This is a genomic window from Nocardia sp. JMUB6875, assembly GCF_041154655.1.
Classification (GTDB): domain Bacteria; phylum Actinomycetota; class Actinomycetes; order Mycobacteriales; family Mycobacteriaceae; genus Nocardia.
Window position 1 is genome coordinate 29,419 of sequence record NZ_BAAFGR010000043.1, and the last position, 20,976, is coordinate 50,394.

Consider the following 20,976-nt stretch of genomic DNA (forward strand, 5'->3'; position numbering starts at 1 on the left):
GGCTTCAGATCAGGCTCAGGCCACCGTCGATGGTGATGATCGTTCCGGTGGTGTAACCGGACCGGTCGGAGGCGAGAAACGCTGCCATATCCGCGATTTCGCGGGTGTGGGCCGGGCGGCCGAACGGGAAGTCCGCGGCCATCTCGGCGAAGCGGGCATTGGTGTCGATGAGCTTGGTGATGCGATCGGTCGCCACCGGGCCCGGATTGATGCCCACCACCCGGATGCCGTCGCGCCAGCTCTTGCTGCCCAGGGCTCGGGTGAAGGCCATGAGCGCGGCATTGCCGGTGCTGCCCGCGATGTAGTCGGCGTCGGGGCGTTCGCCCGCCGCGCCGATGACATTCACGACCACGCCCCGGCCCTGCCGCTTCATGCTCGCGTAGACCTTGCGGCTCAGGTTGATGTAGCCGAAGACCTTCAGCTCCCAGCCGTGCCGCCAGGCCTCCTCGTCGACGGTGGCCAGGTTCCCGCCCGGCACGTCACCGGCATTGTTGACCAGGATGTCCGGCGCGCCGACGACCTCGGCGAGGCGCTCGATATCCTCGCCCGCCCGCAGATCGGTCCGGTGCGTGTGCACCTCCACGCCGTGTTCGGCGCGCAGCCGCTCCGCGATCTCGTCCAGCTTCTCCTTGCCGCGCGCGGCCAGGTGCAGATGGCAGCCCTCGGCGGCCAGCACCCGCGCGATCTCCGCGCCGATGCCCGCCGAGGCGCCCGTCACGAGTGCGGTTCTTCCGCGCAATCCCAAATCCATTGGCCCATCTCCTGATTGTGTCTGCGGTGCCGATGCGAAACGTTGTGGGTGTTCGCATGGTTCAACTTATTGGTCGAATGTCCACTACGCCGCCGGGACAGGCTCGATGCCGGACAAGCCCAGTGCGTGCTGAAAGACGCTGTCGCGCAGTCGCGCCGGGATGCGCGAGAGCCAGACCGCGAGCCGCGCATCCGAACCCGCCACATAGAGCGGCCTGGGACGGCGCGCCTCGACGGCACGGGTGATCGCGGTGGCCGCCACCTCGACCGGGGCGTAGCGCTGCCCGGCCGTGGCCTGGTCGAAGGCGGCGAGTTGGCGATTGTAGAGGGCGACCCTGCGCGGATCCGCCTGTGCCAGTGCGGCTTCGGCCGCGGCGGCGGACTTGGCGAAGATTTCCGTGCGCATGGCCCCGAGCTGCACGATGGAGACCGGAATCCGCCACGGCGCCAGCTCGACGCGCAGCGATTCCGAATACGATTCCAGCGCAGCCTTGCTCGCGCCGATCGGGCCGAGGAACGGGAAGCCGACCCGGGCGCTGGCCGCGCTGACGTTCACGATCCGGCCGCCGCCCGTGCGCAGCAGTGGCAGGAATTGCTGGATGACGCGGACCGGGCCGTGCACATTGACCTCGAACTGCCGGTGCCATTCGTCGATCGGCACCAGTTCGGTCGGGCCCTGCACGAGCACGCCCGCATTGTTGATCACGGCGTACAGCCCTTGTCCGTCTTGGTGTTTGGCCACCTGTTCGGCGGCGGCTTCGACGCTGTCGGAATCGGTGACGTCGAGGGTGAGCTGGGTGATGCCGGTGGCATCGAGGTCCGGTGTCACGGTGCGGACCCCGGCGTAAACGTGGAATCCCTTGGCGGCCAGGGAGAGTGCGCAGGAGCGGCCGATGCCGCCGCTTGCGCCGGTGAGCAGGATCGCGCGGGTGCTGGTGGCTGTTGTCATGTGAAGCCTCGGATCGAATCGCGGTTGATACGCATACCCGGGTACATGAACAAGAGTACATGTCCCTTGGTACATGTCAACGGCTAGCGGTAGCCCACTTCGATTCGAATCTCGCTGTGGGCTAGGTGTTTTCCCCGTCGATCTCGTCGCGTGCCCATTCGGCCCATTCGGCCAGCGCCTCGTAGAGCCGGATGCCGGCCTCGACCGCGATCCGCTTGGACTTGGCGTGCGGGTCGAGTTCGCCGAATTCGCCGCGGTCCTTGGCCAGGGCCAGCTCGCGGTACATGGCCGCGGTATCGCCGAAGTACCGGCCTTCGCGCTCGAGATGCTCGCCGAGATCCTTCGGGTCCATCAGCCAGAAGAAGAACGACCGCAGCAGCGGTTCCAGCCGCAGCGTGTGGTCGACGTCCTCCTCGACCAGCCATCGCCGCACCTCGGCCAGCCCGGTCTCGGTGATCCGGTACGCCTTACGCCCGCGCGCGCCCTCGCTGTCGATCTCGATCATGCCAGCCTCGGCCAGCTTCCCGAGCTCGGCGTAGATCTTCGGATGACGCGCGGGCCACACCGGCCCGAGCGCCTCCTGGAACCGCTGCGCCAGGTCGTACCCGCTGGCGGGTCCCTCGGCCAGCAATCCCAGTAGCCCGTGCCGCAGCGACATCCCGCACCTTTCCTAGAACCTGAATCCCCATCATCACACCCGGCTAGGGTGCGGCGGCGTCGGCGAGGGCCCGGCGGATCTCCTCGAACTCCGGAATCGAGGCGCTGGCACCCAGTTTGGTGGTGGCGAGCGCGCCCGCCGTGCACGCCCAGGCCAGGGCGGTCTCGGGTCCCTCGTGCCAGTGCGCGGCCAGTGCGCCGGTGAAGGTGTCGCCCGCACCGGTGGTGTCCACGACCTTGACCGGGACGCCGGGATGCGAAAGCATGCTGCCGTCTGTCCCGCGATAGGACGCGCCCGCCGCGCCGAGCGTGGTGATCACATGGGGGACAGCGGCGAGCGCCTCGGCCAGGTGGGCGGCCTCGCCCTCATTGACCACCGCCACATCGACCTCGGCCCACAGTTCGGCCGGAAGTTCGCGCACCGGAGAGGGATTCAGCAGGACCGTGGTCCCGTTCGCCCGCGCGTGCCGGGCGGCCGCCAGCACCGTCGGCACCGGAATCTCCAACTGGCACATGAGCACATCGGCCGCGGCGATCGTCTTCAGCTCCGCCGCGGTCAAGTCCGTCATCCGGCCATTGGCCCCTGCCACCACGATGATGGTGTTCTCGCCATCCCCGTCCACCACGATGGTCGCGATCCCGCTGGGCCCCTCGACCGTCCGCAGCCGCGAGACCCCGACCCCGGCCTTGCTCAACACCTCCCGCAGCGCTGTCGCGAACACGTCGTCCCCGACCGCGCCGACGAATTCGACCTCGGCCCCGGCTCGCCGCGCGGCAATCGCCTGATTCGAGCCCTTGCCACCGGGCACCAGCGCGAACCCGTCGCCGGAAACCGTTTCCCCCGCCTCCGGCCGCCGACCGACCGTCGTCACCAGATCCATATTGATACTGCCCACCACCGCGATTCGGGGTGTGGTCATGCGGTCTTCTTTCCTCGGGCCGGGGAGTGGTCGGGTTCCAGGGGCGGGCTGGCGACGGCGGAGAAGCTGCGGCATTCGGGGACGCACTCGGGCGGGGCCTGGCGCAGGGCGTCATCGCGGACGGTGAAGAAGGCCAGGGCGGCGGCCGCGACCATCAGGACCACCGAGGTGAAGATGGCCAGGCGAAAGCCATGGTCGAAGGCGCTCGGATCGGTGTAGGCCGAGCCGGTGAGACCGGCCAGCGGCGGGATGGCCGCAACCGCCAGCAGACCCGCGGCGCGGGCCACCGCGTTGTTGACGCCGCTGGCCACACCCGCGTGCCGTTCGTCGGCGGTGGCCAGCACGGTGGCGGTCAGCGGGGCCACCGCGAGCACCAGGCCGACGCCGAAAACCAGTGCGGCGGGCAGGACATCGCGCAGGTACGAGGTGTGGATGCCGATGCGGGTCATCAGGATCATGCCCGCGGCGGCCAGCAGCACGCCGACGGTGATCGGCCAGCGCGGGCCGATGCGCTGGGCCAGGGCTCCGGAGCGGGCCGAGAACAGCAGCATGAGGACGGTGACCGGGAGCATGGCGGTGCCCGCGGCGATCGGACTGAATCCGGCCACCACCTGCAGGGTGAGCACGAGCAGGAAGAACACCACGCTCATCGCGCCGTACATGACGAAGGTGACCACATTGATGGCGCTGAACTGCTTGGAGGCGAAGACGTCCACGGGCAGCATGGCCGACGGGTCGGCGCCGGGATGCGAGCGCCGCCGCTCCACCACCACGAAGGCGACCGCCGCCACGACACCCACGATCGCGCTGCCCCACACCAGGATTCGATTCGCGTCGTGTTCTGGGGCCATGGTCAGCGCATAGGTGAATCCGGCCAGGCACAGGGCCGCCAGCACCGCGCCCAGTACGTCGAACTTGCCGTGCGCCTCGGTGTCACGGGTCTCGGGCACGTGCCGGGCCGTCACCGCGACCACCACCGCGGCCAGCGGGATATTGAGCAGGAACACCCAGCGCCATCCGGCCGCCTCGACCAGCCAGCCGCCCAGGAACGGTCCGATGGCCCCGGCCACGCCGCCCAGTCCGGACCACGCGCCCACCGCCTTCGCCCGCTCGTCGGGCCGGAACGAGGCCTGAATGATGGCCAGCGATCCGGGCGTCAGCAGTGCCCCGCCTACGCCCTGCAATGCTCGCGCCGCGATCAGCATCGAAACATCCTGCGCCGCACCGCATAACGCCGACGCGATGGCGAACCACACCACGCCGATCAGGAAGACCCGCCTGCGCCCGTACCGGTCGCCCAGCGACCCGCCCAGCAGGATCAATCCCGCCAACGTCAGCGTGTACGCGTTCACCGTCCACTGCAGCCCGGCCATGGACGCGCCGAATTCGTCGCCGATCCTGGGCAGTGCCACATTCACGACGGTGGCGTCCAGCATGGCCATCCCGGAACCGAGGACGGTCGCGAGAAGAACCCATCGGCCGGTGCCCGAGGACAACCGGATGCTCGCGGTCATGGGGCCCACCGTAACAACCTGCCCCGACAGGCGGCGGAATGTAATAAGTAATCTGTTCACATGACTGCTCCCACGACCACCGACCGGGACGCCGTCCGCGAGGTGGTGCACGACTCGGCGCGCCGGGCTCGGGTGGCGTCGCGGACGCTCGCCCAGCTCACCACCGCGCAGAAGGACGCCGCACTGCACGCCGCGGCCGATGCGCTGCTCGCGGCCAAGGACGCCGTACTCGCCGCCAATGCCGAGGACATCGAGACCGCCAAGGCGGGCGGCACCGCCGAGTCGCTGCTGGATCGGCTGCGGCTGACCGAGGCCCGTGTCGACGGGATCGCGTCGGGGCTGCGGCAGGTGGCCGGGCTGCCGGATCCGGTGGGCGATGTGGTGCGCGGGTCGACACTGCCCAACGGGCTGGAGATCCGTCAGGTGCGGGTGCCGCTCGGCGTGGTGGGCATGGTGTACGAGGCGCGGCCGAATGTCACCGTGGATGCCTTCGGGCTGGCGTTGAAGTCGGGCAACGCGGCGCTGCTGCGCGGTTCGTCCTCGGCGGCCAAGTCCAATGCCGCGCTGGTGAAGGTGCTGCGGGAAGCGTTGGAGGCGCAGGGGATTCCGGCCGACGCGGTGCAGCTGCTGCCGTCGGAGGACCGCTCCAGCGTGACCCATCTGATCCAGGCGCGCGGTCTGGTGGACGTGGTGATTCCGCGCGGCGGCGCGGGCCTGATCAATGCCGTGGTGCGCGACGCGCAGGTGCCGACCATCGAGACCGGGACCGGCAACTGCCACGTCTTCATCCACCGCGACGCGGATCTGGATATGGCCGAGTCCATCCTGATCAATGCCAAGACCCGGCGGCCGTCGGTGTGCAATACCGCCGAGACCGTGTTGATCGACCGGGCCATCGCGGATTTCGCGGTGCCGCGGATGATCAAGGCGCTCGAGGATTCCGGCGTCACCATTCACGGTGATCTGCCCGGGCTGGTGCCGGCCACCGACACCGACTGGGCGGACGAATACCTGTCCCTCGATATCGCTTTGAAGGTCGTCGACGATCTGGACGCGGCCGTCGAGCACATCAACCAGTGGGGCACGGGGCACACGGAGGCCATCGTGACCGGCGATCTGAAGGCCGCCCGCGAGTTCACCGCTCGCGTGGACGCCGCCGCCGTCATGGTGAATGCTTCGACCGCGTTCACCGACGGTGAGCAGTTCGGCTTCGGCGCGGAGATCGGCATCTCCACCCAGAAGCTGCACGCGCGCGGGCCCATGGGCCTGCCGGAACTGACGTCGACCAAGTGGATCGTCTGGGGCGACGGCCAGATTCGGCCCGTGTAGTGGTAACCCGGCTTCGCCGGTTGGAATTGGGGTCTGGGGGCTTCCCCCAGACCCCCGAATAAGGAGGGACCGCCCGTGGCTCCGACCACCGCACCCAACCAGGAGCCGATCTTCTCGTCGGTCGACGATGTGATCGAGCGGCTGGCCGGCACCGGCTACCTGGCCGACAAGGCCACCGCCACTTCGGTTTTCCTCGCCGACCGGCTCGGCAAGCCGCTGCTCATCGAGGGCCCGGCCGGTGTCGGCAAGACCGAGCTGTCCAAGGCGGTCGCGCAGGTCGCGGGTGCGGAGCTGGTGCGGTTGCAGTGCTACGAGGGCGTGGACGAGGCCCGCGCGCTCTACGAGTGGAACCACGCCAAGCAGATCCTGCGCATCCAGGCGTCCTCGGAGAACGATTGGGCCGAAACCAAGGCCGACGTCTTCACCGAGGAATTCCTGCTGGAACGCCCGCTGCTGACCGCCATCCGGCGCAGCGAGCCGACCGTGCTGCTCATCGACGAGACCGACAAGGCCGACGTCGAGATCGAAGGTCTACTGCTCGAGGTGCTGAGCGACTTCTCGGTCACCGTGCCGGAATTGGGGACCATCAGCGCCACCCGCAAGCCGTTCGTAGTGCTGACCTCCAATGCCACGCGCGAGCTGTCCGAGGCGTTGAAGCGGCGCTGCCTGTACCTGCACATCGATTTCCCCGACGAGGATCTCGAGCGGCGCATCCTGGCCAGCCGGGTGCCGGAGCTCAAGCCCGCGGTGGCGGCGCAGCTGGTGCGGATCGTGCACGTGCTGCGCGGCATGCAGCTCAAGAAGCTGCCGTCGGTGGCGGAGTCCATCGACTGGGCGCGCACATTGCTCGCCTTGGGCGCCAAGGATCTCGACGACAAGACGGTGCGGGCCACGCTCGGGGTGGTGCTCAAGCACCAGGCCGATCATGTGCGCGCGCAGTCCGAGCTGAAGCTGGCCTGACATGGCGGAGAACCGGCAGCGCGGACTGGTTTCGGCTGCCATGCGGGCGATTTCGGGCGGTACGCCCGCCAAACCGGTGACGGTGCCGGGACCGACGGCCGAACACGGGCTGCAAGGGCATCTGGTCGGGTTCGTGGAAGCCTTGCGCGGCAGGGGAATTCCGGTCGGGCCGTCCGAAACCGTGGATGCCGGACAGGTTCTCACCGTTCTCGATCTCATGGATCGTGAAGCCCTGCGTGAGGGGCTGGCCTGCGCGCTACTGCGCCGCACCACCCAGCGCACCACCTTCGACGGCATGTTCGACCTGTGGTTCCCGGCCGCGCTCGGTGAGCGGGTCGGGGCCGAGGAGGTCGAATTGCCGATGCGGCCCGACGGCATGGTCGACATTCTCGAACTGCGGAAGATGCTGGCGGAGTTGCTGATCCAGGATCCGTCCGGGGAGCAGGCGCAGCAGTTGCAGGCGCTGGCCGCGCAGATGGTCGAGCAGATGGGGCAGTACCAGGCGGCGGGCGGGCCGTCGTTCTCCGCGTATCAGACGCTGAAGGATCTGCAGCCCGAACTGCTGGTCAGCAAGATTCTCGCGGGTCTGTCGCAGGGCATGGACAATTCGGAGTTCGACTCCGAGGTGGCCCGCCGTACCGCGCGCGCCCGCATCAAGGAGTTCCGCGGCACCGTCGAGGCGGAGACGCGCCGCCGCGTCGCCGAACGCATCGGGCGCGACCGCGTCGCCACCTACGGTGTGGCCCGGCAGGCCGAGGACGCCGACTTCCTGCGCATCTCCCAGACCGAACTCGACGAACTGCGCCGCAGCAGCCAGCGCCTGGCCCGAGTCCTGGCCTCCCGCCTGGCCGCGCGCCGCCGCCGCTCCCGCCGCGGCGAGATCGACCTGCGCAAGACCATGCGCAAGTCCATGTCCACCGGCGGCGTCCCGGTCAACCTGGTCACCCGCAAGCCCCGCCCCGGCCGCCCCGATCTCGTTCTGCTGTGCGATATCTCGGGTTCGGTGGCGGGTTTCTCAGGCTTCACCATGCTGCTGGTCAACGCGTTGCGCGAACAGTTCTCCCGGGTCCGCATCTTCGCCTTCGTCGACCAGACCGACGAGGTGACGCAGCTCTTCGACTCGAAAACGCCCCTGGATCAACTGACCCGGCGCATCTTCACCGAATCCAAGGTCGTCGGCATCGAGGGCCACTCCGATTACGGTTCGGCCCTGGAAGGTCTCGCGGACAAATTCCCCGACGCCGTCACCAGCCGCACCTCCCTGCTCATCCTCGGCGACGCCCGCACCAACTACCGCGACCCCGCCCTCGATACTCTCCGCCAGCTGGTCGGCACCGCCAAGCACGCCTACTGGCTCAACCCTGAGGCCGAGAAAATGTGGGGCACCGGCGATTCCGCCGCCTCGAAGTACGCCGACATCATCGAGATGCACGAGTGCCGCAACGCCCGCCAACTCACCGCCGTCGTGGCCCGACTGCTACCGGTCTAGGAGACACCATGGACGTCCTCGCCTACTGCCTGTCGAAACCCGGTGCCTGGGAAGACGAGCCCTGGGAGGGCGACGTGGTCGCCAAGGTCGGCGACAAGGTCTTCGCCTTCATCGGCACCGGCGAATCGATCGGCCTCAAATGCGGCCGCACCCGCGCCGAAGCCGACGAACTGATCCACGTCTACCCCGACGACGTCACCGCTTCCCACTACATCGGTCGGTACGGCTGGAACAGCGTCGCCGTCGGCGGCAAGATCCCCGACGACGAACTCCGCGAACTGATCGACGGCTCCTACGACGCCATCGTCAGCAAACTCCCGAAGTCCAAACGCCCCCAAGCCTGATCGCGCCCCTCACCCGGCCAGGAACGACAACCGCACCTGCCGCACCGGATTGTCGACATTGAGGTCGACCATCGCGATCGACTGCCAAGTCCCCAGCGCCAACTCCCCACCGAGCACCGGAATGCTGGCGTAAGGCGCGATGAGAGCGGGCATCACATGGGAACGCCCGTGCCCCCGCGACCCATGCGCATGCCGCCACCGATCATCAGCAGGCAGCAAATCCCGCAACGCCGCCAGCAGATCGTCATCGCTACCCGCACCGAGCTCGATCAACGCGATCCCCGCCGTCGCATGCGGCACGAACACATGCAACAACCCGTCACCCCCGTTCGCGACGTCGCCCAAAAACTCCCCACACTGCGGCGTCAGATCATGAACGACTTCACTACGCCCGGTCTTCACCTCGATCACGGTGCTCTCCATACCCACCATCGTCCTCCTCCCCGGCTCCGGCGCCGCGGCTGACTCGCTCGGATTCGACTGGCATGATCGCTGGGTGGATCTACGATTCGGAATTCAGTTGGCGCCGACGGTGACCGAGCTGCCGCGGCTGCGTGCGATGGCCAGGGAGGCGGACCGGGAGGGGCTGGAGCTGCTCGGTATCCAGGATCATCCGTATTCGGGTGGGCTGGCGGACACGTTCGCGGTGATCGCCACGGTGTTGGCGGAAACCGAACGGCTGCGGGTATTTCCGGATGTGGCGAGCCTTCCGCTGCGCGGACCGGCGATGTTGGGTAAGCAGGCCGCGACCTTGGATCTGCTGAGTGGCGGGCGGTTCGAGCTCGCCTTGGGTGCGGGGGCCTTCTGGCCTGCGATCAGCGCCATGGGCGGTCCGACGCGCACGAATCCTGAAGCGCTGCAAGCACTGGAGGAAGCCACCGCGATCATTCGCGCCATGTGGCAGCCGGGCACGAAGGCGAAGGTCGATGGCTCGCTTTACCGTGTGCACGGCGTCCAATCCGGCCCCGCCCCCGCACACCCGGTCGGCATCTGGTTCGGCAGCGTCGGCCCGAAGGCCAACGTTCTCACCGGCCGCATCGCCGACGGCTGGGCCGCACCCATCCCGCACTACCTGCCCTACGAGAAATGGCAAGCGACACAGGACATCATCTCCTCGTCAGCCATCGATGCGGGCCGGAAACCGGGCGACATCATGCGGATGGCGCAGTTGGTCGGAACGATCACCGATACCCCGGGCCCGGTCACCCTCCGGGGTGAGGAGAAGATCCGCACCGACGCGGCCGGCTGGGCTCGAATCCTGGCCGACTTCGCCACGGAGACCGGGTTCGACACCTTCGTGTACTGGCCGGAGTCCGCGGACGAAACCCAGCTGCGCCGCTGGATCGGTGAGGTCGTACCGGCCACTCGGGCCCTGTGCGCCTGACCGTTTCGGGGCCCCGAGCTCAGTTCTCGGGGCCCAACTCGACGACGGTGCCCGGGTGGGCGAGGGACGCGACGGTGATGCGGCCACCCTTGGCCTGATCGATGATCTGGCCCTGCCAGGCAACGAAGCAGGAGGCGATCTCGCTGTTGTAGACGTTGTTCAGCACCGGGGCGAGGGCCTTCGCCAGATCGCCCTCGGCGGCGATGAGCTGGCTTCGGTAGAGGCCGTAGTAGGGCAGGATCGCCTGCAGCACAATGGCTTCCACCCCCTGCACCTGGCTGATGATCGGATCGATGAGTGGCTGGTACCGCGTGATGACCGGCGCGATCTCGGCGAGCACGGGGCCGACCAGCTGCAGGATCGGCTGATAGACCGATCCCAGGGCGAACGCCTCCGAGGAGAACGGACCCGCCAGTGGGGCCAGGCCGATCAGCGAGGCCAGGCCGCCCTGCTGCTTCGGCGCGGGCCAGCCCAGTGGGCAGGCGGGCTGAGTGTTCACCACCGGAGTCGCGAAAGGGCTTCCCGCACCAAGCGGTACGGCGCTGTCGGCCGACGCGCTCGGCCCGAGCGGGACGCTGCCACCCGGAGCCTGGGAGTTCGGACCCGGTGGCAAGGCACCGCCCTGCGTGCGCGGATCGGGATTCAGGGCCGTCGTGGCGGTGGGGCCACCTCCCAGCGGTACCGAGGAGGCCGGGCCGGTACCCAGCGGCACGGCGGCCGGTACACCGGGGGTTGGGCCGGACTGCGCACCCGTTGCCGGGTCTGCGGCGGGACCGGCCGGTATCGGGGCGGGCGCCACCGTCACGCTGCCGGGCGTGGATTGTGCTGCGGCGGAGGACTGTTCGCCCGTCACCACGATGGTCGGCACCCGCTCGTCGGCTCGCACGGTCAGGGTGGTGGCCGCGGCGGCGCTACCCACCACGGTCAGGGCGGCGATCGCGCGCAAGGCGGTGACCGCGGCGGGTCGCCGGGTCGGCTCGGCGGTGGTCATGGGAGCGGCTCCTGATCGAATATCCCGAGGGCGAAGCTATTTCGGCTGTTGCGGTTGGGCGGTTGGGGTGGCGGAACGGTGGACGGTCTCGGGTGCGGCGGCGTCGGGTTCGAAGGTTCCTTCGAGGTGCCAGACGCCGGTGAAGCCGTTGAAGGGGCCACCGACGATGAGGCTGGTCCACTGGAGAGTGAAGGCCTTGGTTCGGGCGTCGTAGGTGCCGGTAGCCGACGGGCCCTGCGCGGCATCGGATTTGGGGCGTTCGAACCATTGGTGCGAGACCCAGTCCCACGCCTTCTGGAGTTCTTCGGCTCCGGCCACCCGCGCGCCCTGGCGCTCCGGTGGTTTGGGCGCGCCCTGGTTGAACTCCTGGTCGTTCCAGGAGGCCGCCCAGGACGACAGGTCGGCGGTGAGCTTGCCGTTGTCGGCGGTCACGGTCGGCGGACCGACCTCGCGGCGGGTCTGCGGGTCGACCGGGTTGGTGGAGATGCCGAACTCGACGGCGAAGAACTTGGTCGGCTTGGTGATGGAGCCCGACAGCGAATTGCCCTGGGCGAAACCGGGTTGCGGCTCGCTCTGGTAGCCGCCCGTCCGCAGGCCGCCCGCGGTGCCAGGCTCCAGCAAGGTGGTGGAACCACCCTGCGCGGGGGAATCGCCATTGGGCATATAGGGCCCGTTCTCCGCTGTGCCGCCCGGCTGAACCATTCGAAACCACGTGCCGCGCACCGTGTTTCCGTCCACCGCACCCGGGGTGAACCGCAGCAGGCCCACCAATTGCTCGGGGCCGCCGGAGGTCTCGTGTGTATCGTCGCTGCCACAGCCCGCGGCCAGCACCGCGGTGGCCGCCAGCACCGCGGCGATCGCGCGGGCACGAGTAAGGGAACGCGACTTGCTCATTGCTCTTCTCCGGTGGAATCACCTCGGCCGGAGCCGGTTGGGACTGGGCGTAAGCCGATCAGGGCCAAGCCCGTGACCAAAATGCCGGGAATCAAGAAGCCCCAGGCCAAGCCGCGAAACGCGGTGAACCCGAGCGGGCGGGTGACGTCGTTCAACGCCACCACGGCGTCGAAATTGCGCACATTGTCGTTCATGGTCCCGACCAGCGCCGCGAAGCGGGAGGTCATGGGCTGCCAGCGGTTCTCGAGCGCGGTGATGCCCGACAGATCGGCATCGGGGTGCGCGGCGCGAACCGCCCCGGCGTAGCGGCTGTTCAATTCGCCGTCCGCGGCGACCAGGGTGACGAAATAGCCCTGGACTCGGCGTACGTGCTCGGTGGTGAGGATCGGCCGGAACCCGTCGATGACCGGCTGCGCGGCAGGAGCCGCCGCGAAAAGCCCTGCCGCCAAAGGTGTCACGATCAGCGCGAGGCCCGCCAGCCCCGCGAAGGCCCGCCACGTCGTGGCCCGTGAGCCGTTCCCTGCGGCGCGGAAGCCGGCGATGCCCGCACCGATCAGCACCACGCCGGGCAATGCCAGCAACCAGGGCAGGCTGCCGAAAGGCGCTGTGTTGGAGAGTGTCCGGTAATTCTGCCGATTGGTGTCGATCGCGTCGAGCATGGACGAGATGTCGGCCCGGATGCCCGGGTAGTCCCGGACGAACTGATCCACGCGGGGATACTCACCCGCAGGCGGCGAAACAGATTGCAGGGTAACAATATTCGTGCGCGCGCCGTCCAGTACGCGCAGATCCGAGCGGTACCCGTCGATGCTCTGCTCGGTCACATACGGGCCGAAGGCGTCGATCATGGCCTCACCCTTCACCGCACGCGGGAACATCCCCGTGGCGACCGGCGCGGCCACGAGCAGCACGCCGAGCATCGCCAGCACCGCGAACGGCCATCGCGCCGTGACCCGTTCGGGCGCCCGCTCCGCCTGGGAGACGAATTCGGAGTAGGCGGGCAGCCCGGAGAACGTGGACACGGTGCTCATCGCCGTATTCGGACCAGGCGGTCCGCGCCGAAGAACACACCGGTGCCGATGATCGCGATGATCAGCAGTACCGGTACCAGCCACGGATAGCGTTGCCCGCGCGGTATTTCCACGGTCTTGGTCGCCAGGACCGGCGCGGCCTGAACCTGCGATGCCGGAGCCGCGGCGGGTGCGGTGGCGGGCTGCGGCGCCGGGGATTCGGCGGCGGGCGCTTGCGGCGCACCCGGTTCCGCGACGGCCGGAGCCGGAGCCGCGGCGGGCGGAGCCGAGGCCGGACCCTGCGGCGCGATCGGTGCCGCGGCGGGCGCGCCCTGCGGCAGGCTGCCCCGATACTGCCCCGCCAGATGCCACAGCCCGGTGAAGTTGTTGAACGGCCCGCCCACGATCTGACTGGTCCACTCGATGACGAAATTGCCCGCCGCGTCGATGCTTCCGCTGACCCCGCTGGTCTTGCCCGGCAGCCCGCCGCCGGGCTTCGGCGACCCCTGATTGAACACCTGGTTGTTCCAGGTGACCCCCAGACTGCTCAGGTCACCCGACAATCGGCCGCCATCGCTGAACAGCTGGGGCAGACCGGTTCCGGAGCCGGTCTGCGGATCCGTCGGATTGGTCGCGGTCGCGAAATCGACGCCGTAGAAACGCACCGGCGTGGTCACCCGCCCCGACTGCGCGTTCCCCGCGCCATCGAAGGCCGCGGCGGGCTGCGGCTGATAGCTGCCGCTGACCAGCCCGCCATCGGTGCCCGCCGACAGCGGCGTCACCGTCTGATCGCTGCATCGGGAGTCGCTGTTCTGGAGGAAGGGCCCATTCGCGTCGCCGGTCGGCAGGATCATGCGGAAGAAGCTTCCGGTCACCGCACCGTTCGCACACACGCCCGGCGCCAGCGCGAACAATCCATTGAGAGCGGCCGGTTCCGCGTGCGCGCCCGGCGCGGCGAGCGCGGACACACCGAGCGTGGAAACACCGATCGCGGCCAGCGCCGCGGCAAACCGATAAGAATGTCGTCCCATGACGAGTTCCCTTGATTGATTCGACTGCTGCGGGCCTGCGGATCTCCAACAGCACACCCATGGCAACTCGAGTCCGGGAGAAAGTCCCGACTTGTGGTCAGCCTGATCGCAACGCCGCGACCCCCGCTCGCCCCGCCGGTGCGCGGGCGATGCAATAGCCCCCGGTAAGCTCGCTTTTCGTGCATAAGAACGGCCGCCGCAAGCTGGGCGTGATGGGCGGCACCTTCGACCCCATCCACCACGGGCACCTGGTCGCGGCCAGTGAGGTCGCGAATCGGTTCGATCTGGACGAAGTGATCTTCGTGCCCACCGGGCAGCCGTGGCAGAAGGGCGATCGGGCGGTCAGTGCGGCCGAGGACCGGTATCTGATGACGGTCATCGCGACCGCGTCGAATCCGCGGTTCTCGGTGAGCCGGGTGGATGTGGACCGGGGCAAGGAGACCTACACCGTCGACACCCTGCGTGACCTGGCCGAACAGCATCCCGACGCGGATCTGTACTTCATCACCGGTGCGGACGCGCTGGCCAGCATCCTGACATGGCAGGATTGGTCGGAACTGTTCGAGCTGGCGAAATTCGTCGGCGTGACCCGTCCGGGGTACGAATTGAATATCGACCATCTCGCCGACTTCCTCCGCGGTTATCCGGAGGGCACGGTCACCATGGTCGAGATTCCGGCCCTGGCCATCTCGTCGAGCGAATGCCGGCGGCGGGCGGGGGAGGGTCGCCCGGTGTGGTATCTCGTCCCGGACGGGGTCGTCCAATACATATCGAAACGGCACCTGTACGTGTCGCAAGACAGTGCATCGTGAAAACAGACAGTGCAACCGTGAACGTGCGCAGGAAGAGGTAGCAGGGTGACAGCATCGGCAGAAGCGGTCAAGATGGCGACGGTGGCCGCACTGGCCGCCGACGAGAAGTTGGCCGCCGACGTGGTCGTGCTCGACGTGTCCGAGCAGCTGGTCATCACCGACTGCTTCGTCATCGCGTCCGCGCCCAACGAGCGCCAGGTCAACGCGATCGTCGACAATATCGAGGACAAGCTGCGCGAGGCCGGGTTCAAGCCGGTCCGCCGCGAGGGCACTCGCGAGGGCCGCTGGGCGCTGCTCGACTACGTCGAGATCGTGATCCACGTCCAGCACGAGGACGAGCGCGACTTCTACGGCCTCGAGCGGCTGTGGAAGGACTGCCCGCAGGTGCCGATCGAGGGCCTCGGGGATCCGCGCGCCGCCGCGGGTGCGAAGGAAGAAGAGGGCGGGGACGAGTAGTGAGCAAGATGGCCGGCGTCCGCCGGTTGATTCTGCTGCGGCACGGGCAAACCGAATGGAATGCCAGCGACCGCATGCAGGGCCAGATCGACACCGAACTCTCTGATGTCGGCAGACGCCAGGCCAAGGACTGTGCGCCCGAGATGGCGTGCGCCGACCTGATCCACATCGTCTCCTCCGATCTCAAGCGCGCCCACGACACCGCGCTCGCCGTCGCCGAATGCGCGGCCATGCCGGTCGTCACCGATTCCCGTCTGCGCGAGACCAATCTCGGCGACTGGGAGGGCATGAACCACCTCGAGGTCGACGCCCAGTACCCCGGCGCCCGCAAGGCGTGGCGGCTGGACCCGACCTTCACCCCGCCCAATGGCGAATCCAAGCTGCAGGTCGGCGCGCGGGCGCTGCCCGTGGTCCAGGAACTGCTCGTCGAGCGCGAGGACTGGCCCGGCCGCACCATCGTGCTGGTCGCGCACGGCGGGCTGATCGCGGCGCTGACCGCGGCCCTGCTCGAACTGCCCGCCGCGTCCTGGCCGGCGCTGGGCGGGCTGGCCAACACCAGTTGGGTGCAGCTGACCAGCCACGGGCCCAGCATCGAGCGGCCCGGCTGGCGGCTGGACGTGTGGAACGCGCTCGCGAAGGTTGCACCCGATGTCCTCTGAGGATTCGACTGCCGCACCGGCATCGAAGGATTCGTCCGAGCGCACGGATTCGTCCGAGCGCAAGGTGCTCGTGGTCGTCGCGGACTCGCTGTCCTACTTCGGCCCCAAGGGCGGGCTGCCCGCCGACCATCCCCGCATCTGGCCGAATCTCGTTGCGGCCGAACTGGACTGGGATGTCGAACTGGTCGCCCGGATCGGCTGGACCTGCCGCGACGCCTACTGGGCGCTGATCGGCGACCCGCGCATCTGGGCGGCGGTGCCGCGCGCGGGCGCGGTGGTGTTCGCGACCGGCGGCATGGATTCGCTGCCCTCGCCGCTGCCGACCGCGCTGCGCGAGCTCATCCGTTACGTGCGACCGGCCGCCGTGCGGCGCCGGGTGCGCGACGCCTACACCTGGCTGCAGCCCAAGCTGTCCCCGCTGGGGTGGCCGGTGGCGCTGCCGCCGTCGGTGAGCGTGGATTACCTGGAGCAGTCGCGGAATTCGCTGGCGCAGTTGCGGCCCGAACTGCCGTTCGTGGCGGTGCTGCCGTCGGTGCACCAGTGCGAGGCCTACGCCAAGGTGCACAGCGGGCGCGAACCCATGGTCGAGGCCGTGACGGCCTGGGCGGGGGAGCATTCGGTGCCGCTGGTGGATCTCGGAGAGGCCGTGCGCGACAACGTGTTCAACGGTCCCGCCAATCCGGACGGCATCCACTGGGGCTGGGAAGGGCACACCGCGGTCGCCCGGGCCATGGTCAAGGTATTGACCGAGGCCACAGCGAAAATGTCGACCGAAGCGACGTCGGAAAAGGCTCCTACTGCATGACCGTGGTGGTGGTGACCGATTCGTCGGCCAGTCTGCCGGCCGACCTCACGGCCGATCTCGGGGTGCTGTCCGTGCCCCTGCACGTGCTGGTCGACGACCGGGAGATCCGGGAGGGCCTGGACGAGTGCGATATCGACTACGGCAACTCCCACGTCACCACCTCGGCCGCCTCGCCGGGTGACCTGCGGGCCGTCTACGAACGGGCGCTGGAACTCAGCGACGGCGACGGTGTTGTCGCCGTGCACATTTCGCGGCAGCTGTCGGGCACCTGGGAGGCCGGGCGGCAGGCGGTGCGCGATATGGACGCCGGAAACCGGATCCGCCTGGTGGATTCGCTCAGCGCCGGACTGGGGACCGGGCTGCCGGTGCTGGCCGCGGCGCGGCGCGCCAAATCGGGTGAGCCGCTGGACGTCGTCTACGACTCCGCGGTGGCGGCCGCCAGCCGGGGGCGCGCGTTCATCGTGGTCAATCGCACCGAGCAGCTGCGCCGGGGCGGCCGATTGAGCACGGCCGCAGCCTTTTTCGGCACCGAGCTGGTCACCAAGCCGATCCTGCAGATCGTGGACGGCCGCCTGGAATTGCGGGAGAAGGCCCGAACGCGGTCCAAGGCCTTCACCAAACTCGTTGCCGCGGCGGTGGATGCGGCCGGGGAGGACGGCGCGGCGATCGCCGTCCAGCACCTGGGGGCCGAGGAGGCCGCCAACACCATCGCCGGTCAGCTGCGGGACCTGATTCCCGGGATTCGCGAGATCATCGTCGCCGAGTTCGGGCCCACGCTGGGTGTGCACCTGGGCATGGGGGCCGTCGGCGCGCTGGTGGTTCCCGGCGGCTGCGGCTAGCCCAGACCCGGTGCGCTAGCGCGGGCCCTGCTGCGCCTGCCGATTGGCCAGTTCGTCGACGAAAACCTTGGCGCACTGGGCCAATTGGGCCGGGGTCAGCGCCGCGATGTCCTTGCCGCAATCGGCATTGGCCGGGCCCTGCGGCGGTTGCGTGCCCGGGGCCGTGTCGTCCAGCTTCACCAGCTGGGTCGGGACCGTGCGGCTGGCGCTGATATCGAGCCGGTAGGCGACCCGGCCGTTGAATTCCACGAAGCCGCGCCAGGAATCGCCGTCGATCGGGGTGAATTCGACCAGCTTGCCGCCGTTGGACATGACCGTGCCCGCATTGCTGGCCAGCCAGGAGCGGGCGTCGGCGTCCAGATTGTCGATATTGATGCGGCGCGGATCGGTGTCGTCGAGCGCGTAGACCGACTCGTGGTTCAGGTTGGCGCGGTGCACCTCGTCGGCCGGGGTGATCGAATAGGCCACGAACAGCTGAGAGGTGCTGCCGCGCAAGGTCATCGGCGTCACCCACTGCAGGCGGCCGGTGGTCTTGTCGCGCAGCAGGTACTCGGAGATATTGCCGGTCTGGGCCGCCGAATTCGCCGGATCGAAGCCGAAGTGGTTGCGGTTCATGTTCTCCCGGCCCGCGACCCACTTGGTCTGCTGGCGTTGCAGGGCCGCGAGCGACTTCGGGTACACCGGGCCGGGCAGGGTTCCGGCGGCGACATCGGTCAGGTAGTCGAGCTTCACATGGCCGTGGTCGCCGCGCACGGTGATGACACCCGCCGGGGCGGTGACGGTGCCGTGCGTCCACGGCATCGGCATGGTGACCGGGATGACCACGATCGGCTCCTTGCCGTCGCAGTAGCCCCAGACATCGCTCATGTCGTAGCCGATCAGCGGAAAGCGTTCGCGCAGCAGGTTGGGCAGGCTGTTGCGGCGGGAGCCGCCGAAGGCGCGATCGATGCCGTAGTCGCCGGAGAACGTGCACTGGGTGGCATTGCCCTGGCCCGACCAGGTGGCCACGCCGCCCAGCGGGACATTGATTCCGGTGCCGTCCAGCACGCCGCTCCAGGCGCCGGTGGTGTCGCCCTTGGCGTTGAGATAGGTGATGGTCTCGGTGCGCAGGCTCACCGCCTGCTGAGCCCCCGTAGCACGGGTCAGCGCGATCCGCGCCCCGTCCAGCGAACCGACCCGCGGCTCCCAGCCCGCGGTGGGCAGGTCGGCCTTCTGGATACAGCCGAACACATCGTGATCGCCCTTGATGGCACAGCCGTCGGTATCCCGATGCCCGCCGTCGGCCAGCAGGTGCACCGACGCCGGAACCTGGTTCGGATCATGCACATACAGCGTGGTCGCACCCGCGTAGAACCGCCCCACATTCTTGTCCTCATTGACGACATACACGCCCACCATCACCACCGAGCCGATCAGCAGCAGCCCCGAGATCATGGTCAGCGCCGGCTGCGGATCCAGATCGGCATCAACCACCAGCACAACCAACGCGACCACAAACGCATAGGTCAAAAACCACCACGGCCCGGCCCCATGCTGAATCACATTGAAATACCAGGCCCGAATCCCGTTCTGCCGCCCGAACCCCGGCGCAACCACCGCCCAGAACAGCCAGTACAACCCGATCAGCCCAGGTGGCACCAACCAGAAAACAAGCATCGTGACGAACTTGTACATCCCAACCCCCGTCCCCCCGTGGCCGATTCGCCCCAGTGATTGATTCTCACTGTAACCCCGCGGGCACCCCCGCACTCACCGGTTTTTCAGCGCCCCAGCCAGCGGAAATGCATTTGTCCACACCGAAATCCGCTATCCACAGCCACCCCGAATCCCCAGCTCGCACGAGCGGCCCGGTCGCCCGCCGCTCCTACCGTCATCTCCATGCCACAACTCGACGAACACACCCCACTCCACCGCCTCAACGCCACCCCGAACCCCGAACACCATTCCACCCGTTCGCATCCCGCCCGCTGGGACGAGGGGTCCCTCGACCATCTCGACCCGGACACCCCCGCCGCGGACCTCGACCCCGACCGCCGTGGCCCGGACCGCGGATTCGCCGCGCCCGCTTGGCTGTCCGAGCCCTGCGGCAGCATCTCCCTCTGGCACGAACGCCTGGTCCCCGAACGCTTCCGCGGCACCCGCTGGGATCCAGGCCCGCGCGGCGCCCTGGTCATCGCCGCCCTCGGTTTCTTCGCAGTGCTCCTCGCGGGCTATGTCGCTCTGCGCGAACAACCCGAATCCCTCCCGGTCCCGCCCATCGCTTCCCTCACCGAACCCGCTCCCCTCGAAGGGGATTCGCCTCCCACCGACGGCACCCCCGCACCCACCCTTCCGGCTGGCGCCGGTGCGCCCGTAAGCCCCGCCGTGCCGCAGCCGGGGCGAAATCCGGTTGCTCCCACGGTGATTGCCACACCGGGCGGTGCCACGGTGGCCGCCACGCCCGGGGAAGTGGTGGTCAGTGTTGTGGGGCTGGTGGAGCACGGTGGGTTGCGGCGGTTCCCGGTTGGGGCTCGGGTGGCGGATGCGCTTCGGGCGGCGGCTCCGCGGCCGGAGGCCGACCTGTCCGGGCTCAATCTGGCTCAGCCGCTCACCGACGGCGATCAGATCATCGTGGCCCGGACCGTGACCCGGCCAACCTCGCAGCAGGCCGGCACCACGATCGTGAACTCGGCTCATCCGGTGGGGAATTCGCCACCCCCGTCATCGGGCTCACCGAAACCCACCGGTGCCGCGGCGAAGGTGAATCTCAATACCGCTACCGAGGCTGAGCTCGATACTTTGCCCGGTGTCGGACCCATTACCGCCAAAGCGATTCTGACCTGGCGCTCCAAGCACGGCCGGTTCACCTCCGTTGATCAGCTCGCCGAGATCGAAGGCATCGGCCATGCCCGGCTCAATCGGCTCCGAGAGCGGGTGACGATATGAGCGGCGAGGGACCTGGCTCCGGGGACACCGCTACGAAGGAACGCGGACTGCTCGAGGTTCCTGAGGTGCTGGACGCCCGCCTGGTGCCTGCCGCCGTGTTCTGTTGGGGCGCAACTACTACCGCATTGATGATGGGCTGGGTCGCCGGGGTTGGTGTGGCGGTCGCGTGTCTGCTGGTGGGCATGTGCGTTGCGGCAGTGGTGGTTCGCGGGGCGCGGCGCGGACGGGGGAGCGGGGTGGCCTGGATCGTTCTGGGGG

23 protein-coding genes are annotated in these 20,976 nt (G+C 68.6%); 12 read left to right on the forward strand and 11 right to left on the reverse strand.

Annotated elements, in window-relative coordinates:
- Positions 1 to 4: 4 nt before the first annotated feature.
- The 5 genes from ACAM49_RS13630 to ACAM49_RS13650 all read right to left on the reverse strand — a co-directional run bounded on the left by ACAM49_RS13630 (position 5) and on the right by ACAM49_RS13650 (position 4,790).
- Entirely contained in the window at positions 5 to 751 is a 747-nt protein-coding gene (locus ACAM49_RS13630; protein WP_369635845.1) for a short-chain dehydrogenase/reductase, read from the reverse strand.
- 84 nt (positions 752 to 835) lie between these two features.
- Entirely contained in the window at positions 836 to 1,699 is an 864-nt protein-coding gene (locus ACAM49_RS13635; protein ID WP_369635846.1) for an SDR family oxidoreductase, read from the reverse strand.
- 121 nt (positions 1,700 to 1,820) lie between these two features.
- The gene (locus ACAM49_RS13640; protein WP_369635847.1) at positions 1,821 to 2,357 is read right to left on the reverse strand and encodes a PadR family transcriptional regulator; all 537 of its coding nucleotides are present in this window, start codon (positions 2,355 to 2,357) and stop codon (positions 1,821 to 1,823) included.
- A 43-nt stretch (positions 2,358 to 2,400) separates the two neighbouring features.
- Complete coding sequence (locus ACAM49_RS13645; RefSeq protein ID WP_369635848.1) at positions 2,401 to 3,276, reverse strand: ribokinase; 876 nt, start codon at positions 3,274 to 3,276, stop codon at positions 2,401 to 2,403.
- On the reverse strand, positions 3,273 to 4,790 hold the full coding sequence (locus ACAM49_RS13650; RefSeq protein WP_369635849.1) for an MFS transporter: 1,518 nt from the start codon (positions 4,788 to 4,790) through the stop codon (positions 3,273 to 3,275). The genes ACAM49_RS13645 and ACAM49_RS13650 overlap by 4 nt, the downstream gene beginning before the upstream one ends.
- Positions 4,791 to 4,850: 60 nt before the next feature.
- On the opposite strand from ACAM49_RS13650, the gene ACAM49_RS13655 reads away from it, so the two are divergent.
- The 4 genes from ACAM49_RS13655 to ACAM49_RS13670 all read left to right on the forward strand — a co-directional run bounded on the left by ACAM49_RS13655 (position 4,851) and on the right by ACAM49_RS13670 (position 8,912).
- Complete coding sequence (locus tag ACAM49_RS13655; RefSeq protein WP_369635850.1) at positions 4,851 to 6,119, forward strand: glutamate-5-semialdehyde dehydrogenase; 1,269 nt, start codon at positions 4,851 to 4,853, stop codon at positions 6,117 to 6,119.
- Positions 6,120 to 6,194: 75 nt separating this feature from the next.
- Positions 6,195 to 7,079: an AAA family ATPase gene (locus ACAM49_RS13660; RefSeq protein WP_369635851.1), complete on the forward strand. Its 885-nt coding sequence runs from the start codon at positions 6,195 to 6,197 to the stop codon at positions 7,077 to 7,079.
- A gap of 40 nt (positions 7,080 to 7,119) precedes the next feature.
- On the forward strand, positions 7,120 to 8,568 hold the full coding sequence (locus tag ACAM49_RS13665) for a VWA domain-containing protein (RefSeq protein ID WP_369635867.1): 1,449 nt from the start codon (positions 7,120 to 7,122) through the stop codon (positions 8,566 to 8,568).
- A gap of 8 nt (positions 8,569 to 8,576) precedes the next feature.
- Entirely contained in the window at positions 8,577 to 8,912 is a 336-nt protein-coding gene (locus ACAM49_RS13670; protein WP_369635852.1) for an MmcQ/YjbR family DNA-binding protein, read from the forward strand.
- A gap of 9 nt (positions 8,913 to 8,921) precedes the next feature.
- Here ACAM49_RS13670 and ACAM49_RS13675 read toward each other — a convergent pair whose 3' ends face one another.
- Positions 8,922 to 9,335: a YjbQ family protein gene (locus ACAM49_RS13675; protein WP_369635853.1), complete on the reverse strand. Its 414-nt coding sequence runs from the start codon at positions 9,333 to 9,335 to the stop codon at positions 8,922 to 8,924.
- A 73-nt stretch (positions 9,336 to 9,408) separates the two neighbouring features.
- Between ACAM49_RS13675 and ACAM49_RS13680 the strand changes: the two genes are divergently transcribed.
- The gene (locus ACAM49_RS13680; protein WP_369635854.1) at positions 9,409 to 10,296 is read left to right on the forward strand and encodes an LLM class flavin-dependent oxidoreductase; all 888 of its coding nucleotides are present in this window, start codon (positions 9,409 to 9,411) and stop codon (positions 10,294 to 10,296) included.
- A 19-nt stretch (positions 10,297 to 10,315) separates the two neighbouring features.
- Here the strand turns inward: ACAM49_RS13680 and ACAM49_RS13685 are convergent, their stop codons facing one another.
- Genes ACAM49_RS13685 through ACAM49_RS13700 form a run of 4 tightly spaced genes read right to left on the reverse strand, consistent with a single transcriptional unit; the run spans position 10,316 to position 14,222 of the window.
- Positions 10,316 to 11,287 carry a hypothetical protein gene (locus ACAM49_RS13685; RefSeq protein ID WP_369635855.1) on the reverse strand — a complete coding sequence of 324 codons (972 nt, stop codon included), beginning with the start codon at positions 11,285 to 11,287 and terminating at the stop codon, positions 10,316 to 10,318.
- A gap of 36 nt (positions 11,288 to 11,323) precedes the next feature.
- Positions 11,324 to 12,181 (reverse strand): hypothetical protein, encoded by an 858-nt coding sequence (locus tag ACAM49_RS13690; RefSeq protein WP_369635856.1) that lies wholly within the window; start codon positions 12,179 to 12,181, stop codon positions 11,324 to 11,326.
- Positions 12,178 to 13,212 (reverse strand): hypothetical protein, encoded by a 1,035-nt coding sequence (locus ACAM49_RS13695; RefSeq protein WP_369635857.1) that lies wholly within the window; start codon positions 13,210 to 13,212, stop codon positions 12,178 to 12,180. Before ACAM49_RS13695 ends, ACAM49_RS13690 begins: the two co-directional genes overlap by 4 nt.
- Positions 13,209 to 14,222: a hypothetical protein gene (locus tag ACAM49_RS13700; RefSeq protein WP_369635858.1), complete on the reverse strand. Its 1,014-nt coding sequence runs from the start codon at positions 14,220 to 14,222 to the stop codon at positions 13,209 to 13,211. Before ACAM49_RS13700 ends, ACAM49_RS13695 begins: the two co-directional genes overlap by 4 nt.
- A gap of 179 nt (positions 14,223 to 14,401) precedes the next feature.
- Here ACAM49_RS13700 and nadD point away from each other — a divergent pair, with 179 nt between their 5' ends.
- The 5 genes from nadD to ACAM49_RS13725 are packed head-to-tail and all read left to right on the forward strand — an operon-like array spanning position 14,402 to position 17,793.
- Positions 14,402 to 15,034: a nicotinate-nucleotide adenylyltransferase gene (gene nadD / locus ACAM49_RS13705; protein ID WP_369635859.1), complete on the forward strand. Its 633-nt coding sequence runs from the start codon at positions 14,402 to 14,404 to the stop codon at positions 15,032 to 15,034.
- A 45-nt stretch (positions 15,035 to 15,079) separates the two neighbouring features.
- Entirely contained in the window at positions 15,080 to 15,490 is a 411-nt protein-coding gene (rsfS, locus tag ACAM49_RS13710) for a ribosome silencing factor (protein WP_369635860.1), read from the forward strand.
- A gap of 8 nt (positions 15,491 to 15,498) precedes the next feature.
- Entirely contained in the window at positions 15,499 to 16,149 is a 651-nt protein-coding gene (locus ACAM49_RS13715) for a histidine phosphatase family protein (protein ID WP_369635868.1), read from the forward strand.
- Positions 16,139 to 16,954 (forward strand): diglucosylglycerate octanoyltransferase, encoded by an 816-nt coding sequence (gene octT, locus ACAM49_RS13720; RefSeq protein ID WP_369635861.1) that lies wholly within the window; start codon positions 16,139 to 16,141, stop codon positions 16,952 to 16,954. Before ACAM49_RS13715 ends, octT begins: the two co-directional genes overlap by 11 nt.
- Complete coding sequence (locus ACAM49_RS13725; protein ID WP_369635862.1) at positions 16,951 to 17,793, forward strand: DegV family protein; 843 nt, start codon at positions 16,951 to 16,953, stop codon at positions 17,791 to 17,793. Before octT ends, ACAM49_RS13725 begins: the two co-directional genes overlap by 4 nt.
- Before the next feature lie 15 nt (positions 17,794 to 17,808).
- Here the strand turns inward: ACAM49_RS13725 and ACAM49_RS13730 are convergent, their stop codons facing one another.
- Entirely contained in the window at positions 17,809 to 19,449 is a 1,641-nt protein-coding gene (locus tag ACAM49_RS13730) for a hypothetical protein (RefSeq protein ID WP_369635863.1), read from the reverse strand.
- A gap of 222 nt (positions 19,450 to 19,671) precedes the next feature.
- On the opposite strand from ACAM49_RS13730, the gene ACAM49_RS13735 reads away from it, so the two are divergent.
- On the forward strand, positions 19,672 to 20,718 hold the full coding sequence (locus tag ACAM49_RS13735) for a helix-hairpin-helix domain-containing protein (protein ID WP_369635864.1): 1,047 nt from the start codon (positions 19,672 to 19,674) through the stop codon (positions 20,716 to 20,718).
- Positions 20,715 to 20,976: hypothetical protein (locus ACAM49_RS13740; protein ID WP_369635865.1), on the forward strand; the 262-nt coding region annotated here is incomplete at its 3' end. The genes ACAM49_RS13735 and ACAM49_RS13740, both read left to right, overlap by 4 nt.